The organism is Lentzea sp. NPDC005914, from assembly GCF_040629405.1.
GTDB lineage: Bacteria > Actinomycetota > Actinomycetes > Mycobacteriales > Pseudonocardiaceae > Lentzea.
This window is the reverse complement of the sequence record NZ_JBEXVQ010000024.1, coordinates 1-16,154: the sequence shown is the minus strand read 5'-3', so window position 1 is coordinate 16,154 and position 16,154 is coordinate 1. Positions and strand designations below refer to the sequence as shown.

19 protein-coding genes and 1 pseudogene are annotated in these 16,154 nt (G+C 68.5%); 9 read left to right on the top strand and 11 right to left on the bottom strand.

The features are described 5' to 3' along the window. Positions 1-67 precede the first annotated feature (67 nt). Entirely contained in the window at positions 68-742 is a 675-nt protein-coding gene (locus ABZ345_RS29725; protein ID WP_030469453.1) for a Crp/Fnr family transcriptional regulator, read from the top strand. Positions 743-1,075: 333 nt separating this feature from the next. Further along, positions 1,076-2,329, top strand: coding sequence for an MFS transporter (locus ABZ345_RS29720; RefSeq protein WP_359855715.1), 1,254 nt, complete (start codon positions 1,076-1,078; stop codon positions 2,327-2,329). Positions 2,330-2,567: 238 nt separating this feature from the next. Here the strand turns inward: ABZ345_RS29720 and dnaN are convergent, their stop codons facing one another. Further along, complete coding sequence (gene dnaN, locus ABZ345_RS29715) at positions 2,568-3,659, bottom strand: DNA polymerase III subunit beta (RefSeq protein WP_359855713.1); 1,092 nt, start codon at positions 3,657-3,659, stop codon at positions 2,568-2,570. Between the two features lie 57 nt (positions 3,660-3,716). Here dnaN and ABZ345_RS29710 point away from each other — a divergent pair, with 57 nt between their 5' ends. After that, positions 3,717-4,139 carry an HIT domain-containing protein gene (locus ABZ345_RS29710; protein WP_359855710.1) on the top strand — a complete coding sequence of 141 codons (423 nt, stop codon included), beginning with the start codon at positions 3,717-3,719 and terminating at the stop codon, positions 4,137-4,139. A gap of 4 nt (positions 4,140-4,143) precedes the next feature. On the opposite strand, the gene ABZ345_RS29705 is transcribed toward ABZ345_RS29710, so the two are convergent. Beyond that, positions 4,144-5,034 (bottom strand): Gfo/Idh/MocA family oxidoreductase, encoded by an 891-nt coding sequence (locus tag ABZ345_RS29705; protein ID WP_359855707.1) that lies wholly within the window; start codon positions 5,032-5,034, stop codon positions 4,144-4,146. Positions 5,035-5,048: 14 nt separating this feature from the next. After that, on the bottom strand, positions 5,049-5,405 hold the full coding sequence (locus ABZ345_RS29700; RefSeq protein WP_359855705.1) for a hypothetical protein: 357 nt from the start codon (positions 5,403-5,405) through the stop codon (positions 5,049-5,051). Between the two features lie 39 nt (positions 5,406-5,444). On the opposite strand from ABZ345_RS29700, the gene ABZ345_RS29695 reads away from it, so the two are divergent. Both ABZ345_RS29695 and ABZ345_RS29690 read left to right on the top strand, forming a co-directional pair. Continuing rightward, positions 5,445-6,239, top strand: a complete 795-nt coding sequence (locus ABZ345_RS29695) for an NUDIX hydrolase (RefSeq protein WP_359855702.1) — start codon at positions 5,445-5,447, stop codon at positions 6,237-6,239. Next, the gene (locus tag ABZ345_RS29690) at positions 6,236-7,042 is read left to right on the top strand and encodes an MBL fold metallo-hydrolase (protein WP_359855699.1); all 807 of its coding nucleotides are present in this window, start codon (positions 6,236-6,238) and stop codon (positions 7,040-7,042) included. Before ABZ345_RS29695 ends, ABZ345_RS29690 begins: the two co-directional genes overlap by 4 nt. Here the strand turns inward: ABZ345_RS29690 and ABZ345_RS29685 are convergent. The 4 genes from ABZ345_RS29685 to ABZ345_RS29670 are packed head-to-tail and all read right to left on the bottom strand — an operon-like array spanning position 7,036 to position 9,413. Next, positions 7,036-8,193 carry a hypothetical protein gene (locus ABZ345_RS29685; RefSeq protein WP_359855696.1) on the bottom strand — a complete coding sequence of 386 codons (1,158 nt, stop codon included), beginning with the start codon at positions 8,191-8,193 and terminating at the stop codon, positions 7,036-7,038. The two genes, ABZ345_RS29690 and ABZ345_RS29685, sit on opposite strands and share 7 nt — an antisense overlap. 11 nt (positions 8,194-8,204) lie before the next feature. Further along, on the bottom strand, positions 8,205-8,807 hold the full coding sequence (locus tag ABZ345_RS29680; RefSeq protein ID WP_045311610.1) for a hypothetical protein: 603 nt from the start codon (positions 8,805-8,807) through the stop codon (positions 8,205-8,207). Between the two features lies 1 nt (position 8,808). Next, positions 8,809-9,261 carry a RidA family protein gene (locus ABZ345_RS29675; protein WP_359855693.1) on the bottom strand — a complete coding sequence of 151 codons (453 nt, stop codon included), beginning with the start codon at positions 9,259-9,261 and terminating at the stop codon, positions 8,809-8,811. Further along, complete coding sequence (locus ABZ345_RS29670) at positions 9,258-9,413, bottom strand: DUF4177 domain-containing protein (protein WP_112262548.1); 156 nt, start codon at positions 9,411-9,413, stop codon at positions 9,258-9,260. The genes ABZ345_RS29675 and ABZ345_RS29670 overlap by 4 nt, the downstream gene beginning before the upstream one ends. 68 nt (positions 9,414-9,481) lie before the next feature. On the opposite strand from ABZ345_RS29670, the gene ABZ345_RS29665 reads away from it, so the two are divergent. The 3 genes from ABZ345_RS29665 to ABZ345_RS29655 are packed head-to-tail and all read left to right on the top strand — an operon-like array spanning position 9,482 to position 11,894. Then, positions 9,482-9,733 carry a hypothetical protein gene (locus tag ABZ345_RS29665; RefSeq protein ID WP_359855690.1) on the top strand — a complete coding sequence of 84 codons (252 nt, stop codon included), beginning with the start codon at positions 9,482-9,484 and terminating at the stop codon, positions 9,731-9,733. 44 nt (positions 9,734-9,777) lie between these two features. Then, entirely contained in the window at positions 9,778-10,770 is a 993-nt protein-coding gene (locus ABZ345_RS29660) for an ArsA-related P-loop ATPase (RefSeq protein WP_359855688.1), read from the top strand. After that, positions 10,767-11,894, top strand: a complete 1,128-nt coding sequence (locus ABZ345_RS29655) for an ArsA-related P-loop ATPase (protein ID WP_359855685.1) — start codon at positions 10,767-10,769, stop codon at positions 11,892-11,894. The genes ABZ345_RS29660 and ABZ345_RS29655 overlap by 4 nt, the downstream gene beginning before the upstream one ends. A gap of 3 nt (positions 11,895-11,897) precedes the next feature. Here ABZ345_RS29655 and ABZ345_RS29650 read toward each other — a convergent pair whose 3' ends face one another. After that, on the bottom strand, positions 11,898-12,188 hold the full coding sequence (locus ABZ345_RS29650) for a WhiB family transcriptional regulator (protein ID WP_109630938.1): 291 nt from the start codon (positions 12,186-12,188) through the stop codon (positions 11,898-11,900). Positions 12,189-12,425: 237 nt separating this feature from the next. Here ABZ345_RS29650 and ABZ345_RS29645 point away from each other — a divergent pair, with 237 nt between their 5' ends. Continuing rightward, positions 12,426-14,879: a transglycosylase domain-containing protein gene (locus ABZ345_RS29645; RefSeq protein WP_359855682.1), complete on the top strand. Its 2,454-nt coding sequence runs from the start codon at positions 12,426-12,428 to the stop codon at positions 14,877-14,879. 13 nt (positions 14,880-14,892) lie between these two features. Here the strand turns inward: ABZ345_RS29645 and ABZ345_RS29640 are convergent, their stop codons facing one another. The 3 genes and pseudogenes from ABZ345_RS29640 to ABZ345_RS29630 all read right to left on the bottom strand — a co-directional run bounded on the left by ABZ345_RS29640 (position 14,893) and on the right by ABZ345_RS29630 (position 16,011). Continuing rightward, positions 14,893-15,123 carry a hypothetical protein gene (locus tag ABZ345_RS29640; RefSeq protein WP_359856040.1) on the bottom strand — a complete coding sequence of 77 codons (231 nt, stop codon included), beginning with the start codon at positions 15,121-15,123 and terminating at the stop codon, positions 14,893-14,895. Positions 15,124-15,172: 49 nt separating this feature from the next. Beyond that, positions 15,173-15,430, bottom strand: a pseudogene (locus tag ABZ345_RS29635) (IS630 family transposase); the annotation flags it as partial. Between the two features lie 110 nt (positions 15,431-15,540). Continuing rightward, positions 15,541-16,011 carry a helix-turn-helix domain-containing protein gene (locus tag ABZ345_RS29630; protein ID WP_359855680.1) on the bottom strand — a complete coding sequence of 157 codons (471 nt, stop codon included), beginning with the start codon at positions 16,009-16,011 and terminating at the stop codon, positions 15,541-15,543. Positions 16,012-16,154 lie beyond the last annotated feature (143 nt).

The window sequence follows — 16,154 nt, the reverse complement described above, 5'->3', positions numbered from 1 at the left end:
GCGGCACGGCGCTGACTCCACCAAAGATGGTGGTAGGCGTGCCGTCGCGTCGATTAGGAGGGACGAGGTGGACGAGACCCTGGCGCGAGCGGGCATCTTCCAGGGAGTTGACCCGGCAGCCGCAGAGGCGCTGGCGCAGACCCTGGAGACGGTGGAGTTCCCGCGTGGCCATGTGATCTTCGCGGAGGGTGAGCCGGGAGACCGGCTGTACATCATCCAGTCCGGCAAGGTGAAGATCGGCCGCAAGTCGCCGGACGGCCGCGAGAACCTGTTGGGGATCTTCGGACCTTCCGACATGTTCGGTGAACTGTCCATTTTCGATCCCGGCCCCCGCACGTCGACTGCGACGACGGTGACCGAGGTGCGCGCGGTGTCCATGGACCGCCCCGCGCTCCGTCAGTGGATCACGAACCGGCCGGAGATCGCCGAGCAGCTGCTGAGGGCTCTGGCCCGCAGGCTGCGCCGGACGAACTCGATGCTGGCCGACCTGATCTTCACGGACGTGCCGGGCCGCGTGGCGAAGGCGTTGCTGCAGCTCGCACAGCGCTTCGGCTCGCAGGAGGCCGGTCTGCTCCGCGTCACGCACGACCTGACGCAGGAGGAGATCGCGCAGTTCGTCGGCGCGTCCCGCGAGACCGTGAACAAGGCTCTGGCCGACTTCGCGCACCGCGGCTGGCTGCGGCTCGAAGGCAAGAGCGTGCTGATCCTGGACCCGGAGCGCCTCGCGCGCCGAGCCCGCTAGGACTCAGGAGAAACACAAAGGACCGGGCGCCACCCCCGACGTGGCGCACCGGTCCTTTGTGTTGCACGGCCCATCCCCCGACGAACCGTGCCTTCCATCCCTCTGGCGCGTAGGCCCCGACCCTCAAGCCAGAGGTTGGTCTCGGTGGATGAGTCAACTTTCGCACGTCTCCACCCCGACCACTCAAGCCCTTTCACCCTCAAGGACCTCGTGCGTGGCCGATTCGTTGCATGTTTCACCCGGTCATCCCATTCCCGTGACCCAATCGCAACCATCGTGACCCTGCGCACCCCGACCTGGTACTTCCGTACCAGATTTGGCATACTGGTACGCATGTCCCACTCCGCCCGTCTCTCCGACTACCGCGCAGCTCTGACGACCCCCGGCATGCGTGGCCCTGTGGTCGCGTCTCTGCTCGCCCGCCTCCCGATCGCGATGGTCGGGCTCTCGCTGCTGCTCTACGTGGAGCGCGCGACGGGGTCGTTCGCGGTCGCCGGCATGGTCTCGGCGGCGGCGCTGGTGGGCGTGGCGATGGGTTCGGTCGTCCAGGGACGACTGATGGACCGCTTCGGCCCCACCCGTCCGCTGATGTTCGTGACCGGTCTGTTCGCCGTGTTCGTCACCTTGTCGGTGATCGCGGTCGAGGCCGGTGCGTCGGTGTTCGTACTCGTTCCGCTGGCCCTCGGTGTCGGCGCTTCCGAGCCGATGGTGGGCTCGGCCTCGCGTGCGCTGTGGGAGCGGATGGTGCCTTCCGGCGCGACGCGGATGGCGGCCTACGCCTACGAGTCGATCAGCATGGAGGTCTTCTTCATCCTCGGGCCGGGTCTCGCCGGTTTGCTGCTGGCGGCGCCGTGGGCGGGCACAGGTGTGGTGGCCGGGGCCGTGATGATGGTCTTCGGTGCGCTGTGGTTCGCGTTCAACCCCGTCGTGCGCGCCTGGGGCCCGGTCGAGCAGGCTCCGCGCCCGTTGCTCGGCGCGTTCGCCTACACCGGCATGCGGACCGTCGCACTGGCCGCACTCGGCTTCGGCGTGACCATCGGTTTCGTCGAGGTGGCCGTGCCTGCGTTCGCCAAGGCCGAGGGCCACGCCTCGATGGGCGGCCTGATGCTGTCGCTGTGGTCGATCAGCTCGGTGATCTTCGGCGTGCTCTACGGCATGCGCCCGTGGCCGCGCCCGATGCACCTGCGCCTGCCGGTGCTGCTGGGCGGGTTCGGACTGCTGTCGCTGCTGCTGGCGATCCCCTTGACGCTGGTCGGGCTCGGTATCGCGCTGTTCGTGGTCGGCACGCTGATCACGCCGCAGTCGACCGCGCACTCCGCCGCGATCGAGCAGGTCACGCCCAACGGCATGGCCGCGGAGGCGTTCGGCTGGGTGATCACCTCGGTGACCGTCGGCCTCGCGCTCGGCCAGGGTCTGTCCGGTCAGCTGATCGAGCACTTCGGCACCAGGCCGGCGTTCGTCGCCTCCGGTGTGGCGGGTCTGCTGATCGCTACGGCGGTGTGGCTGTTGCGCGGCACCGTCCAGCGCGGCGTGCCCGTGGCGGAGCCGCTGCCTTCGCGGTCCGAGATGGACCTCGCCGCTCGCTGACCACTTCCGCCGTGGTGGCCGCGCCGCTGACCAACTCGGTGGCGCGGCACCAAGCGGCAACGTGCCGGGATTCTCCGCACGCGCTGCCTTCGCGGTCCGAGATGGACCTCGCCGCCCGCTGACCACTTCCGCGGTGTTGGCCGGGCCGGTGGCCAGCTCGGCGGCGCCGCACCAGGCCGCAACGTGCGGGGTCTCTCCGCACGCGGCGCCGTGGCGGTCCTTGACGGGCCCGCCCGTGCTAGGCGACTGAGCGCATCGGCACCACCAGGTACGTCAGCTCGACGCCGTCTTCGCCGGGTGTCGAGGTGAGCACCGTGGACCGCAGGCCGTCCTGGATCTTCAGCTCGATCCGGCGGCCTGCGAACGCCTTCAGCGCGTCCGCGAGATAGCGGGCCTGGAACGTCTTGGTCAGCCGGTCGCCCTCGACGGTGGCCTTGACGAACTCCTCCGACTCGCCCTGCTGCGGGTCGCTGCCCTTGACCCGGAGCTCCGAGTCCTCGACCTGGATGGTCACCGCCTGGTGCGGGCCGCCGTAGGGCGTGGCTCTGCGGACGGCGCGGGCGAGGGCGTCCGCGTCCACGAGCACCGTGCTGTCGATGACTGCCTCCAGGAGTCGGCGCGCCCGGTCGTCCGGGAACGGAGCGGCCAGAAGTGCGGTGGAGATCTCGTTGTTGTCCCAGGTGAGGCCGATGCGGTCCTCGCCTGCGTGCAGGGCGACCCTGCCGGTGGCCTGCCGCGCCGCCTCGATGATCGGCTTCGCTGGTACCAACAGGTCCAGTTGACCTTCTTGTTCCCACGACAGCGTCGCGTAGGTCATGCGATAGCGATCAGTCGCCATGACGTGCAGCCTGTGCTCGTCCGACTGGATCCTGATGCCGGTGAAGATCGGCAACGCGTCGTCCTTGGACGCCGCACCCGCCACCGCCGCGATGATCCTGAACTTGTCCGCGTCGACAGTGCCTTGTCTCGCCGGTAGTTCCGGGATGCCGGGGTGGTCGTTCAGGTCGAGCAGCGGGAGCGCGAACCTCGAGCTCGGCGTGCGGATCGCCAGCCGTTGACCTTCGACCTTCAGCCTCACCTGCGGGTCGTCCAGCGCCTGGAGGGTCGCCGCCAGCGGCTTCGCGGGCACGAGCACCTCGCCTTCGGTGTGGACGGTGGCGTTCACGGTCAGGCGCACTCCGTGCTCCCGGTCGCTGCCCGCGATCTCGACGTCCGCAGTTGCCTTGATGCGGAGTCCGGCCAGCACCGGGTCGAGCACGCGGGTGGGCAGCAGCCGCGCCACCTCGGCAGCGGCACCGGCCAGTTCGGCTGTCGTGGCGGTGAGGTCCATGACTGGGACGCTAGCGAGAGGGTCTGACAATTTCGGACGACGGAACGGAGCGCAAGCATGTCGTCTCAGCGGGTGACGGAAGGATGCCTGATCTGCGCCAAGCATCGGGGTTCGGGGCCGCTGGTCGGCCCAGTGGTGTTCGCCGACGACCTCGTCGTCGTGTCGCACCAGCCTGGTTCGGTGCTGGGGCATCTGTTCGTGGAGACGCGGCGGCACGTGGCGACTTTGGATTCGCTCACGGTCGCCGAAGCCGAGGCGGTGGCTCGGGCTGCTCGGCTGGTGGCTGTGGGGTTGCGGGCCGAGCTGGATCCCGAGTTCGTGTTCTCGGCTGTTGTGGGGCGGGTGGTGGCGCACTTCCACCAGCACGTGTTCGTCCGGCACCAGGGCACGCCGGAAACGTTGGCGTGGCACGAGGATTGGGCGGAAGCGCCGACAGGTGACGTTGGCGCGTTCAGCGCGATCTTGAGCGGGTACTTCTAGAGGTTCACGCCTCAGCCTTGCTCCTGGCGAGGTCGATGATCCGTTGCAGGTGCAGGCCGCGGCGCACGTCGCACTCGTGGGTCGTGGTGCCGCTCTGCACCATGGCCACGAAGTCGTCGAGCAGGTTGGTGAAGCAGTCCAGAGCAGGGGTGTCCCGGTTGGACAGCGTTCGGTGCCCGTTGGTTCCGAAGATCGTGAAATCGGCGAACGGCGGCTGCATCGGCAACGACAGGCACAGCGACACGGTGCTGGTGGCTCCGCCCGCGTGCTGCAGGATCAGCTGCCAGAGGCCGGCCGGGGTGACGTTCGCCGCGATCACGTCGGTGATCTCGCCCAGCGCCGCGTCCAGCAGGTCGAACGCGTGCGGGCCGACGTCGTCCAGTGCGCCCTTCTCGTGCCGCCACGGGGAGTTCGAGAACGGGCCGTCCAGCAGCGCGCCCGCGAGCCAGCGGCTGTCGGCTCCGATCCAGCCGCCCGTGCGGTGCAGCTGGGCGAGCATCTCCTTGGTCTCCGGGGCGTACCGGCGGGTCAGCACCACCAGGGACGCGACAGAAGCCTCGTCGACCGCCGCGACGAGCTGTGAGGCCACCTCGACGGTCTCCGCGATCGGCTTTTCCAGCACCAAGTGCTTGCGGGCCTGAGCCGCCTCGATCGCCATCGGGCCCTGGACGCCCGGCGGCACGCAGAACGCCACGGCGTCCACAGTGGACAGCATTTCCGCGTAGTCCGCGAACGGTTCGGCGCCGTGGGCGTGGGCGAGCTCCTGCGCTGCTTCTGGACGTCGCGCCCACACGCCGGTCAGCGTCGTGCCGGGGTGGTTCGCGATTCCGGGAGCGTGGATCATCTGAGCCCACGGGCCCGCACCGACAAGTCCTACGCGCAGCTGTTCGTCCACTCTCACATCCTGCCTCAGGAGTAACTGGCCTTGGGGACGAAGATCTCGCCTCCGTTGTCGAACTTCAGGCGCATGCCGGTGGACGTCGTTTCGCGCTCGGGGTCGTGCTCCCAGCCGTTGGGCACCGTCACCACGTGGCCGCGGTCCGCTGACGGGCCGAGCCAGATCTCGTAGTAGGTGCCGCCGACGAGCCGTTCGACCTTCTTCACGTACACGCCGGGCGCGGTCGACGTCGGGTCGACGCTGATCACGGTCGTGCGGTCCGGCACGAACATCACCACGCCCGCCACCGCGGTCAGGCCGGTGCCCAGCACCGCGCCGAGCAGGAACAGCAGGATCTTCACCAGGCAGCCGGAGACGTTCGTCGCCATCACACCATCCTCGGGTAAGCGCGGTCGTACGCTCGGAGAATGCCCGACGACATGACCTTGCCGGGGAACCTGGTACCCACATCGCCGACAACTCAACCCGCCGAGCCCCGCGACGCGGTCACCGTGGTGCTCCTGCGGGACGGCGAGCAAGGCCTCGAAGCCTTCCTGCTGCGTCGAGTGAAGGGCATGGCGTTCGCGGGCGGCATGACCGTCTTTCCCGGTGGTGGCGTGGATCAGCGCGACGCCGACACGTCCGTCGCCTGGGCCGGTCCGCCGCCGGAGTGGTGGGGTTCGGTCTTCGGCGTCGACGCGGCGATGGCCCGTGCCTTCGTGTGCGCGGCGGTCCGCGAGATGTTCGAGGAGTCCGGCGTCCTGCTCGCGGGGCCTGATCCGGACTCGGTCGTCGCCGACACTTCGGCCTATGCCACCGCACGCAAGCAGCTGGTCGACCGCGAAATTTCGCTGGCCCAGTTCCTCGCGGCCAGCAACCTCGTCCTGCGAGCCGATCTCCTGCGCCCGTGGGCGAACTGGGTCACCCCGCTCGAGGAGCCTCGCCGCTACGACACCCGTTTCTTCGTCGCCGCGCTGCCATCTGGCCAACGCGCCGACGGTGAGACCACCGAGGCTTCCGACGCGAGCTGGCAGACGCCGTCCGAAGCAATCCAGGACGCCCAGGACGGCCGCCGCATGCTCATGCCGCCGACGTGGCGCACGCTCGACGAGGTGGGCGCTCTCGGCACCGTCGAGAAGGTCATGGCAGAAGAACGCAGCGTCGAGAAGATCATCCCCAAGCTGATCCGCGACGGCGACACGATCCGGGTGGTGTTCCCGTGAGCGGCTCCCCGCTGATCGGCGCCCGCGCCGCGCACCCGAAGTACGGCGAACTTCGTCAGGTGACCGAACACGCCGCCGTGCTGCTGGCCGACAACCCGAGCCCGATGACGCTCGACGGCACCAACACGTGGCTCCTCAAGGCTCCGGACGCCGCTGAGTTCGTCGTCATCGACCCCGGTCCGCTCGACCAGGCCCACCTGAAGCGGATCGCCGAACAAGGCCCGATCGCCGAGATCCTGCTGACCCACGGCCACCCGGACCACTCCGAGGGCGCCCGCGAGTTCGCCGAACTGGTCAACGCTCCGGTGCGCGCGCTCGACCCGACCTTCACCTACGGCTCAGAGGGACTGACCGACGGAGACGTGATCACCAGCGCGGGTCTGGAGCTCCGCGTCCTGGGCACGCCCGGCCACACCAGCGACTCGCTGTGCTTCGTGATCGACGGCGAGGCGGTGCTGACCGGCGACACGGTCCTGGGCCGCGGCACGACGATCGTCGCCCACCCGGACGGCAAGCTCGGCGACTACTTCGAGTCCCTGAAGCTGCTGGCCGAACTCCCCGGGAACACCGCCGTGCTGCCCGGCCACGGCCCCGAGCTCGCGGACGCCGGCGAGGCCGCGCGGATGTACCTGGCCCACCGCACCCAACGGCTGGAACAGGTTCGCCAAGCAGTGGAGCAACTAGGTGGCGCACCAACCCCGCGCCAGGTCGTCGAGATCGTCTACGCGGACGTCGACAGGGTGCTGTGGCCCGCGGCGGAGTGGTCCGTGCAGGCCCAGCTGGAGTACCTGCGCACCTACTGAGGCAGGTGCCCGTTGTTGGACGTGCCGAACGCCGACTGACGAGCCGAGGACCGGTCGATCTGCCAGCGACCGGTGTCGGTCGCCTTCGCCCCGGTCTGCTCCCGCTGCGCCAGCTCCTCGTGCAGCTGCTGCAGCAGTGCCCGCTCCCGCTCGCTCAGGTTCGCGTCAACCGACGACGGCTCCGGCGTCTCGGCCAGAGCGGCCTGCAGGGCCGCCAGCTCGTCCGGCTTCAGCTCCGTGGTCACCTCGGCCCTGTTGATCGGCATGGGCTCCGGCAGGGCCTCGATCTCCGGCTCGGCCGGGGCCATCGAGATCCGCTTCACGGGCTTCGGCGGGAACGGCTGCGAGCCCTCCAGGGAGGGTGTGCGCAAACGACGTGAGCCGGTCTCTTCCACTACTGGCTCCGGCGCCGGTGTCGGCTCGGCCACCGGCGCCGGAGCGGAAACGTCTTCGGACTGGTCGAACCAGGTGGGCTGCTCGTGCGAGAGGTGGTCGTGCGCCACGGCGGCCGGCGGCGGTGGCGGAGGCGGAGGCGGCGCCATGGGTGCCCCCGAGATCGGCACCGGACGCGACGCCGTCACCGCGGAGGCGTGGTACTCGCTGAGCTGGGTTCCGACGGTCAGGACCTCGACGGAGGCCCGGATGCCCGCCTTGCGAAGCACCGCGTCGACCCGGTACGAGGTCGCGGGCGCGAAGCCCTGCGGACCGATGTCCACCAGCACGACCCGTTGCGGCAACGGGCCCGGCGTGGAACCCGCCGGGGACGAACGCCAGACGCAACGCACCGAACGGACGTCCGGCAGCACCGACACCGCTCGGTTCAGCACGCCCGCCAGATCCGCGACCGGGTCGCTCTCGGCGGTGAAGCGGTGGCGCACGAACGGCAGCAGCTCGACGACCGGCAGGCGGTCGGTCAGCGAAGCGTCCGAGCGCACCTCGTGCAGCGCCCACGTGATGGCTGCTCTCTCGTCCGGCAGCACCGGGATGCTGCCCGCGAGAAGAGTGCCGACGAGCATCTCGACCGCGCGGTCGAGCTCTCCGACCGCGAGGAACTCTCGTGCCTGAGACAGGGCGTCGTCGTCCACGCGCCCGGCCATCGACAGCAGGAGATCGTGGAGACGGACCGGCAGACCGACACCGTCGTTCGTCACGTCAACTCTCCTTAGCTGAGCACCAGGTGCTCCTCGGACTCGGCGCCGGCGCACACCAGCTCTGATGCCGCCAACGCCGCCCGGTGGTAGGGCGGAAGGTCCAGACCGGACGGCACGACCTCCACGCAGGGGTCGTGTTCGCCCAATGCCCGCAGAACGCGCTGCAACTCGCCGGTCAGCCGGGCGTGGCCGGTGGTGGCGGCTACCAGCAGGACGCGGTTGATCCCGGAGGGACCGATGCGCCAGCAGGAGCGAACCTCACCGACCCCGTGCCGGCCTCGCAGCGTGGCACCGAGCACGACGGTCGCGGAATCCCCCATCGGCACCCGATCGGGTGATTCCGGGGAAAAGGTGTAGTCGGTGGGTGGCAGTTCGTCCAGCCCTTTGACCGAACTGACAGCACCGGGTTCCGCTCCATAGGGCACCAGCGCGTCCTGCAAAAGGCGCAGTTCGTGATCAGTCAGAGGGATGCGCCCGTGCAGCAGAGTGCGCGGCAAAGACCGCGCGAGCACCGCATACGCGTCAGAAGCCGCCCAGTCCCGGTACCGCCACAGCAGGTCGTCCGGAAGGCGTCCGGCGAGCCGCAGCAGCAGTTCGTGGCACGTGTCCGACATGTCACACCTCGACGATCAGTTCGATCTCCACCGGAGCGCCGATCGGCAGCTCGGCCACCCCCACGGCCGACCGGGCGTGCTTGCCCGCGTCGCCGAAGATCTCGCCGAGCAGCTCCGAGGCACCGTTCACGACACCCGGCTGGCCGGTGAAGCCCTCAGCGGAGGCTACGAAACCGACAACTTTCACGACTCGCTTGATCGAGTCAATCCCCACGAGCGCGTGGACCGCCGCCAGCGCGTTGAGGATGCAGGTCGAGGCGTACTGCTTGGCCTCCTCCGGGGAGACCTCGGCGCCGACCTTGCCGGTGGCGGGCAGCTGGCCCTCGACGAACGGCAGCTGGCCGGAGGTGAAGACCCAGGGACCGCTCTGCGTGGCGGGCACGTAGGCGGCGAGCGGGGCGGCGACGCCGGGCAGCTCGATGCCGAGCTCCTTCAGGCGGGTGCTCCAGCTCATCCCTTCACCCGCTTCAGATACGCGACGTGCTGCTCACCGGTCGGGTTCGTCAGCACGGTGACCAGTTCCCAGCCGTCCTCGCCCCACTGGTCGAGGATCTGCTTCGTGGCGTGGATCAACAACGGCACGGTCGCGTACTCCCACTTCGTCATGCGCGGAGCCTAACTTGCCACCCGATCGACCTATGCGTGGTTCCGGCCGTTCGGACTACCTTGATCACATGGAGACGTGGCGGATCATCGCTACCAGCCTGTTCGGGGTGGGTGGGCTGGTGATGGTGCTCGTCGCCATGGCGCAGGTGCGTGATCGCAAGCACAGCCACCACGCGGACGTCGTCAAGGCGGGGCTGATCGGGCTCGTGGTCGTGGGCGTCATCACGGTCAGCATCGCGCTGTGGCTGCCGTCGGTGGTCGCGTGGGCGCTCGTCGCCGCAACCGCGATGGCCGTCTTCTTCCTCACCATGATGGATTGACCGACCAGTCCACCTTCGACCGATTTCACACCTAGTCTGGACGTGTGACGTCGTGGACCGAGGAGCTGACCCGAGCCCGCCTGCACGTGGTCTCCGGCAAGGGCGGCACCGGGAAGACCACGATCGCCGCCGCGCTCGCACTGGCGCTCGCCACCGGTGGCCGCCGGGTGCTGCTGATCGAGGTCGAGGGACGCCAGGGCATCGCCCAGCTCTTCGACCGCGCCCCGCTGCCGTACTCGGAGGAACGGATCGCGTCCGCGCCGGGTGGCGGTGAGGTGCACGCACTCGCGATCGACGCCGAGGCGGCGCTGCTCGAGTACCTGGCGATGTTCTACAACCTGGGCTTCGCGGGACGGACGCTGCGCAAGATGGGCGCCATCGAGTTCGCCACGACGCTCGCGCCTGGCCTGCGGGACGTGCTGCTGACCGGCAAGGTCAAGGAGTGCGTCAACCGCACCGGCAAGGACGGCCGCCACCTCTACGACGCCGTGGTGCTGGACGCGCCGCCGACCGGGCGCGTGGTCAAGTTCCTGGACGTCACGAAGGCCATGGCCGACCTCGCGAAGGTCGGTCCGATCAAGGGTCAGAGCGACGGCGTGGTGCGGCTGCTGCACTCCGGCGACACCGCGGTGCACCTGGTGGCGCTGCTGGAGGAGATGCCGGTCCGCGAGACCCTCGACGCGGTCTCCGAACTGGACGGCGCGGACCTGCGACCGGGCGCGGTGCTGGTCAACCGGGTCCACCCGGCCCGCCTGCCCGTCCGTTCCGTTCCGGTCGCCGCGGAAGGCAAGGTCGACTCGTCCCGCGTGCTCTCCGGGCTCAAGTCGGCCGGGTTGGAGCTCGACGACTTCACGCTCGAAGGTTTGGTCGACGAGACGGTGGAGCACGCCATCCGGGTGCAGTCACAACAGGAAGCCATGGAGCTGCTCAGCGAGTCGGACCTGCCGACGCTCGAGCTGCCGGAACTGACCGACGGGGTGGACGTGGCCGCGCTGTACGAGCTGGCCGAGGTGCTGGTCGCGGCAGGTGTGCGGTGACCGCGAGGCTCGACTTCGACCCGTTGCTGGACGACCCGGCGACCCGCGTGCTGGTCTGCTGCGGGTCCGGCGGCGTCGGCAAGACCACGACGGCGGCGGCGCTGGCGTTGCGGGCGGCGGAACGAGGCCGGCGCGTCGTGGTGCTGACCATCGACCCGGCACGGCGGCTCGCGCAGTCACTGGGCCTGCGGGAACTGGACAACCACCCGCGCGAGGTCGTCGTCGAGGGCTTCGAGCCCAAGGGCGAGCTGTTCGCGATGATGCTGGACATGCGTCGCACGTTCGACGACATGGTGCTGACCCACGCGGGCCGCGACCGGGCCGACCAGATCCTGTCGAACCCCTTCTACCAGACCATTTCCTCGTCGTTCTCCGGCACGCAGGAGTACATGGCGATGGAGAAGCTGGGCCAGCTGGTGGCGCAGGACGAGTGGGACCTGATCATCGTCGACACTCCGCCGTCGCGGTCGGCGCTGGACTTCCTGGACGCGCCGCAGCGACTGTCGACCGTGCTCGACGGCAAGTTCATCCGCATGCTCTCGGCGCCCGCACGCGCGAGCGGCCGTGGGTTGATGAAGATCGTCGGAACCGGTTTCAGCCTTTTCACACGTGCCGTGTCGACGATCGTCGGCGGCCAGCTGTTGCAGGACGCGTCAACTTTCGTTCAGGCGTTCGACAGCATGTTCGGCGGTTTCCGCGAACGTGCTCAGCGCACGTATGAGCTGCTCCGCTCACCGGGCACCGGATTTGTCGTGGTGGCGGCGGCGGAACCGGACGCATTGCGCGAAGCGAGCTATTTCGTTGAACGGCTCAGCGCGGAGAACATGCCGTTGTGCGGGCTCGTCGCGAACAGGACTCACCCCGTCATCGCGACGGACCTGCCCGCGGCGAAGGCACTCGCAGCGGCGGACGACCTGGATCGCTCCGGTGACGCGCCACTCGCGGCGGCAGTGCTCAGGCTGCATGCGGACCGGGTAGCAGTCGCCGATCGGGAAAGGCGACTGCTGGCCCGGTTCACACGTGCTCACCCCGGTGTGGCGCTGGTCGGCGTGCCCGCGTTGCCCGCGGACGTGCACGACCTGGACGGCCTCCGAGAGATAGGTCGGCGCCTGGCCGGGGAGTGAGCTTTAGCCGACCCTCGTGTCTTCGAGGTGCTCTTGACGTGCGTTGTCGAGCAACTCGAACCACGAGTCGACGTCCGGACGGCGACGCAGCAGAGCACGGCGTTCGCGCTCGGTCATGCCTCCCCAGACCCCGAACTCGATCCTGTTGTCCAGCGCTTCGGCCAGGCATTCCATGCGAACTGGGCAACCCAGGCACACGAGCTTCGCCTTGCGCTGCTCCGCACCTCGGACGAAGAGCTGATCCGGCTCCTCATCACGGCACGAAGCGTTGATACGCCAATCCCCCTGGTTCATATCCCCCACTCCTCAGTGCTGTCCAAATGTGGAAATCCGCCACACCCCTGCCACGGATGCCGTAGCGTTCGAGCCACGGCTGCATTCCTTGGACGTTGACGGACTGTAGTGCCGTTCGGTTCCACGTCCAAGCCTGGGTCACCCGACTGTTACCTGTCTTGCGTATGTCTACTCATGCTGAGTAACGGGCCTTACTGATCACCTTCACCCGTTCGTGTACGGCGTACGCTGACCTGCGTGCGAGTCAGGAATGGCGTGCTCAAGATGCTCGGCCTGTGCCTGCTGGCTGGGGTTCTCCTCGCCGGCATGCTGTTCCCAGTCGTGGGCGCGACGGGCCTCGTGTCCAACCGCGCCAGCGACACCGTGGACAGCATCTCGGCCGACCTCGTGACCACGGATCCCCCGTTGATCACCACGGTCACCGACAAGGACGGGCTGCCCATCGCCTACCTGTTCGACCAGTACAGAGTCCTGACACCGCCCGAGAAGATCTCGCCGACCATGAAGGCGGCGCTGATCTCGGTGGAGGACCGCCGGTTCTACGAGCACCAGGGCGTGGACTGGAAGGGCACCATCCGCGCCGGGCTGACGAACCAGGTCAGCGGCTCGGTGTCGCAGGGCGCCTCCACGCTGACGCAGCAGTACGTCAAGAACTACCTGGTGCACGTCGTGGCGCGGAACAACAAGCTGGAGCAGGCCAAGGCGCAGGAGCAGACCATCGCGCGCAAGATGCGCGAGGCCCGGATCTCCCTGCAGCTGGAGCGAAAGCTCGGCAAGGAGGAGATCCTCGCCCGGTACCTGAACGTCGTCCCTTTCGGATCGACCATTTACGGCATCGCGGCGGCGTCCCAGGCTTACTTCAACACCACGCCCGACAAGTTGACGGTTCCTCAGGCCGCGATGCTCGCCGGAATGGTCAACAGTCCGTCAGCGCTCGACCCCGAAGCGTATCCGGACAAAGCGCTGGAGCGGCGCAACAAAGTGATCGACAGGATGGTCGAGAACGACAAGCTCTCGCGCGATGCCGGTGAAGCCGCGAAGAAGGAAGGACTCGGGCTCGCGAACCCCGTTCGCACGCCACCGAACGGTTGTGTCGGCGCCGGCCCGGAAAACGGTTTCTTCTGCTCGTACGTCGTGAACTACCTGCAGCGCGCGGGTTTCAGCGAGGAGCAGCTGCGCACCGGCGGTTACACCATTCAGACCACTTTGGACAGAGCGGTCACCTCGACGGCGAAGGCGGCCGCGGAGGCGGGTGTCGCCAAGAACATCGACGGCATCGCGAACACGATGGCCGTCGTGCGGCCCGGCAAGGAGCGCCACGAGGTCATGGCGCTGGTCGCGAACCGCGACTACGGCCTGAAGGCGCAGCAGAACCAGACGACGTTCGACCTGCCCAGCGGCGTGGAGAACAAGTTCGGCGCCGGATCGGTCTACAAGGTCTTCACGGCGGCGGCGGCGCTGGAGAAGGGCATGGGCATCGAGAACGTCATGGCGACGCCGACCCACCACGTCTCGAAGGTCTTCAAGGGTGGCGCCCAGCGCTGCCCGAGCACCGGTGAGCCCGGCACCCGCTGGTACTGCCTGTCGAACTTCGACGGCAGCTACCCGTCGTCGATGTCGATGCAGCAGGCGCTGGCGACGTCGCCGAACACCGGTTTCGTGATCCTCGAGGAGCAGACCGGCATGGACGCGGTCGTCGACATGGCCTCGCGGCTCGGCATGCGCGAGACGATGGCGACGAACCTGCAGGGCACCCGGCCGGACCCCAAGGCCAAGGACAAGCAGAACCGCATCTCGCAGACCGAGTTCTACAAGCAGGGCGGTGGCAACGCCTCCTTCACGCTGTCGCCGGCACCGGTGTCCACTCTGGAGCTCGCGAACGTCGCCGCGACCATCGTGAGCGGCGGCAAGTGGTGCCCGCCGACGCCGATCGCGAAGGTGCTGGACCGCAACCAGAAGCTGGTGCCGCTCAACGAGGCGCCGTGCGAGCAGGTCGTGGCCGAGGGCCTCGCGAACGGCCTCGCCGTCGGCATGAGCAAGGACGACCAGGGCAACGGCACCGCCGCGGCCGCCGCCCGTGCCGCCAAGTGGACCCGCCCGATGATCGCCAAGACGGGCACCACCGAGGAGTACAAGTCGGCGGCGTTCATCGGCGCGACCCCGGACTTCGCGGGCGCCGTGCAGGTGTACAACGACGGCACCTCGCCGCGCCCGATCTGCCTGGCCGGTGCGGGCGCGCCCCGGTTGTGCGGCAGCGGCAACATCTTCGGCGGCACGATCCCGGCCAAGACCTGGTTCGACACCATGACGAAGGTCCACGGGTCGATCCCGGCGAAGCCCCTGCCACCGGTCGACCAGCGCTACCTCAAGGGCGGCAAGGAGATCCAGGTGCCAGACGTGGTGGGCCGTCAGGCCAACGACGCGGTGCGGATCCTGGAGCAGGCCGGCTACAAGGCGAGCCAGCAGACGGTCAACTCCGAGCAGCCGAAGGGCACGGTCGTGAGCCAGACGCCGCGCGGCAACGCGTTGCGCGGCACGGTCATCACGCTCTCGGTGAGCTCGGGCTACGTCCCGCCGCCGGTGCCGACCGAACCGGCGAACAGCAACCCGAACCAACCGCCCGCCAACCCCGGCAACCCGAACGAGCCGCCACCGATCACGCTGCCGACCGAACCTGGCGAGCCGCGCTAGTAGATTGTCGCGGCTAACTCTTGGGGTATAGGTGGCGGAGTTTGACGCGTGCGTCGTCGGTGGTGAACTGCCAGCGGACCTTGCGTTGCTCGGTGTTGGTGGCGTGTTGCCATGCGGTGAGTTCGGTGTTGAGGGTGTCGAGGTCGCTGATGCGGCGGTCGAGGCATTGCCGTGACAGTGCGGACAGTTCGATCTCGGCGATGTTGAGCCAGGATCCGTGTTTGGGGGTGTGGTGGATCTCCAGGCGCTGGGCCAGGGCGAAGGCCTCGCCGGGTGATGCCGTGGGTGTTGAGGTTGTCCATGACCAGCACCACGGTCCCGGCGTCGGGGTAGTCGACGGTCAGGAGTTCTTTGACCTGCTCGGCCCAGTCGAGTTTGGTGCGCTGGGTCAGGGCGTGGACACGACGCCACCCGCGTAAGGGCTCGGTCCACACGAAGATCGAGCAGGTTCCGCACCGGACGTATTCACTGTCCTGGCGGGCATCGCGGCCCGGCCGGGCAGGCAGCGGGTCGCGGACCTCGCCAAGGAACTGGAAGGGTTTCTCGTCCATGCACACCACCGGACGGGCGGGGTCGTAGGGCCGGGCGTAGACGGCGAGGACGTCTTCCATGCGGGCGGCGAACTCCGCGTTCGCCCGCGGCGGGATGTTCCAGCACTTCCTCAGATGAGGACGCAGTTCCGTTTTTTCAAAACCCGGCCGATGGTTGAGTGGTCCAGGTTCGGGATGTCCTCGGTGAGCTGGACGTGTTTCTCCAGCAGCCGCAACGACCACCGGGCATGCCCGGCCGGCGGTTGTGAGCACGCCAGCGCGATCAGCCGCGCCTCGATCTCCCCGGTCACCGGAGACGGCACTGGCGGAAGGTCACGCTTCTTGCGTGAGATCGTGGCCAGCACATCACCGCCGGTCTCGGCGAACCGCCTGGCGACCAGCCGCAGCGTCTCACCCGAGACCCCGAGCCGATCCGCGATCACTTCCTTCGGATCAGGCTCGCCCGCCGAGGTGTCCAACGCGAGCAACACCCGCGCCCGCATGATCGACGACGCCGGATGCACACCCGTCGTGGTCCACCGGATCAGCTCTTCACGATCCCGCGCCGACAACCTGACCGGCCGCTTCAACTGGGAGGCCATGACAACAGCCTCCCAGCCACATGCATCAAAACTAAGCAGCGACACGCTACTAGTGGTCACGCCCGTTAGTTCGTCGGGGGTTGCAGCCACGCGGTGTAGTCGTTGAGGTAGAGCCCGCAGGCGCAGTCGAGTGCTTCCTGCGG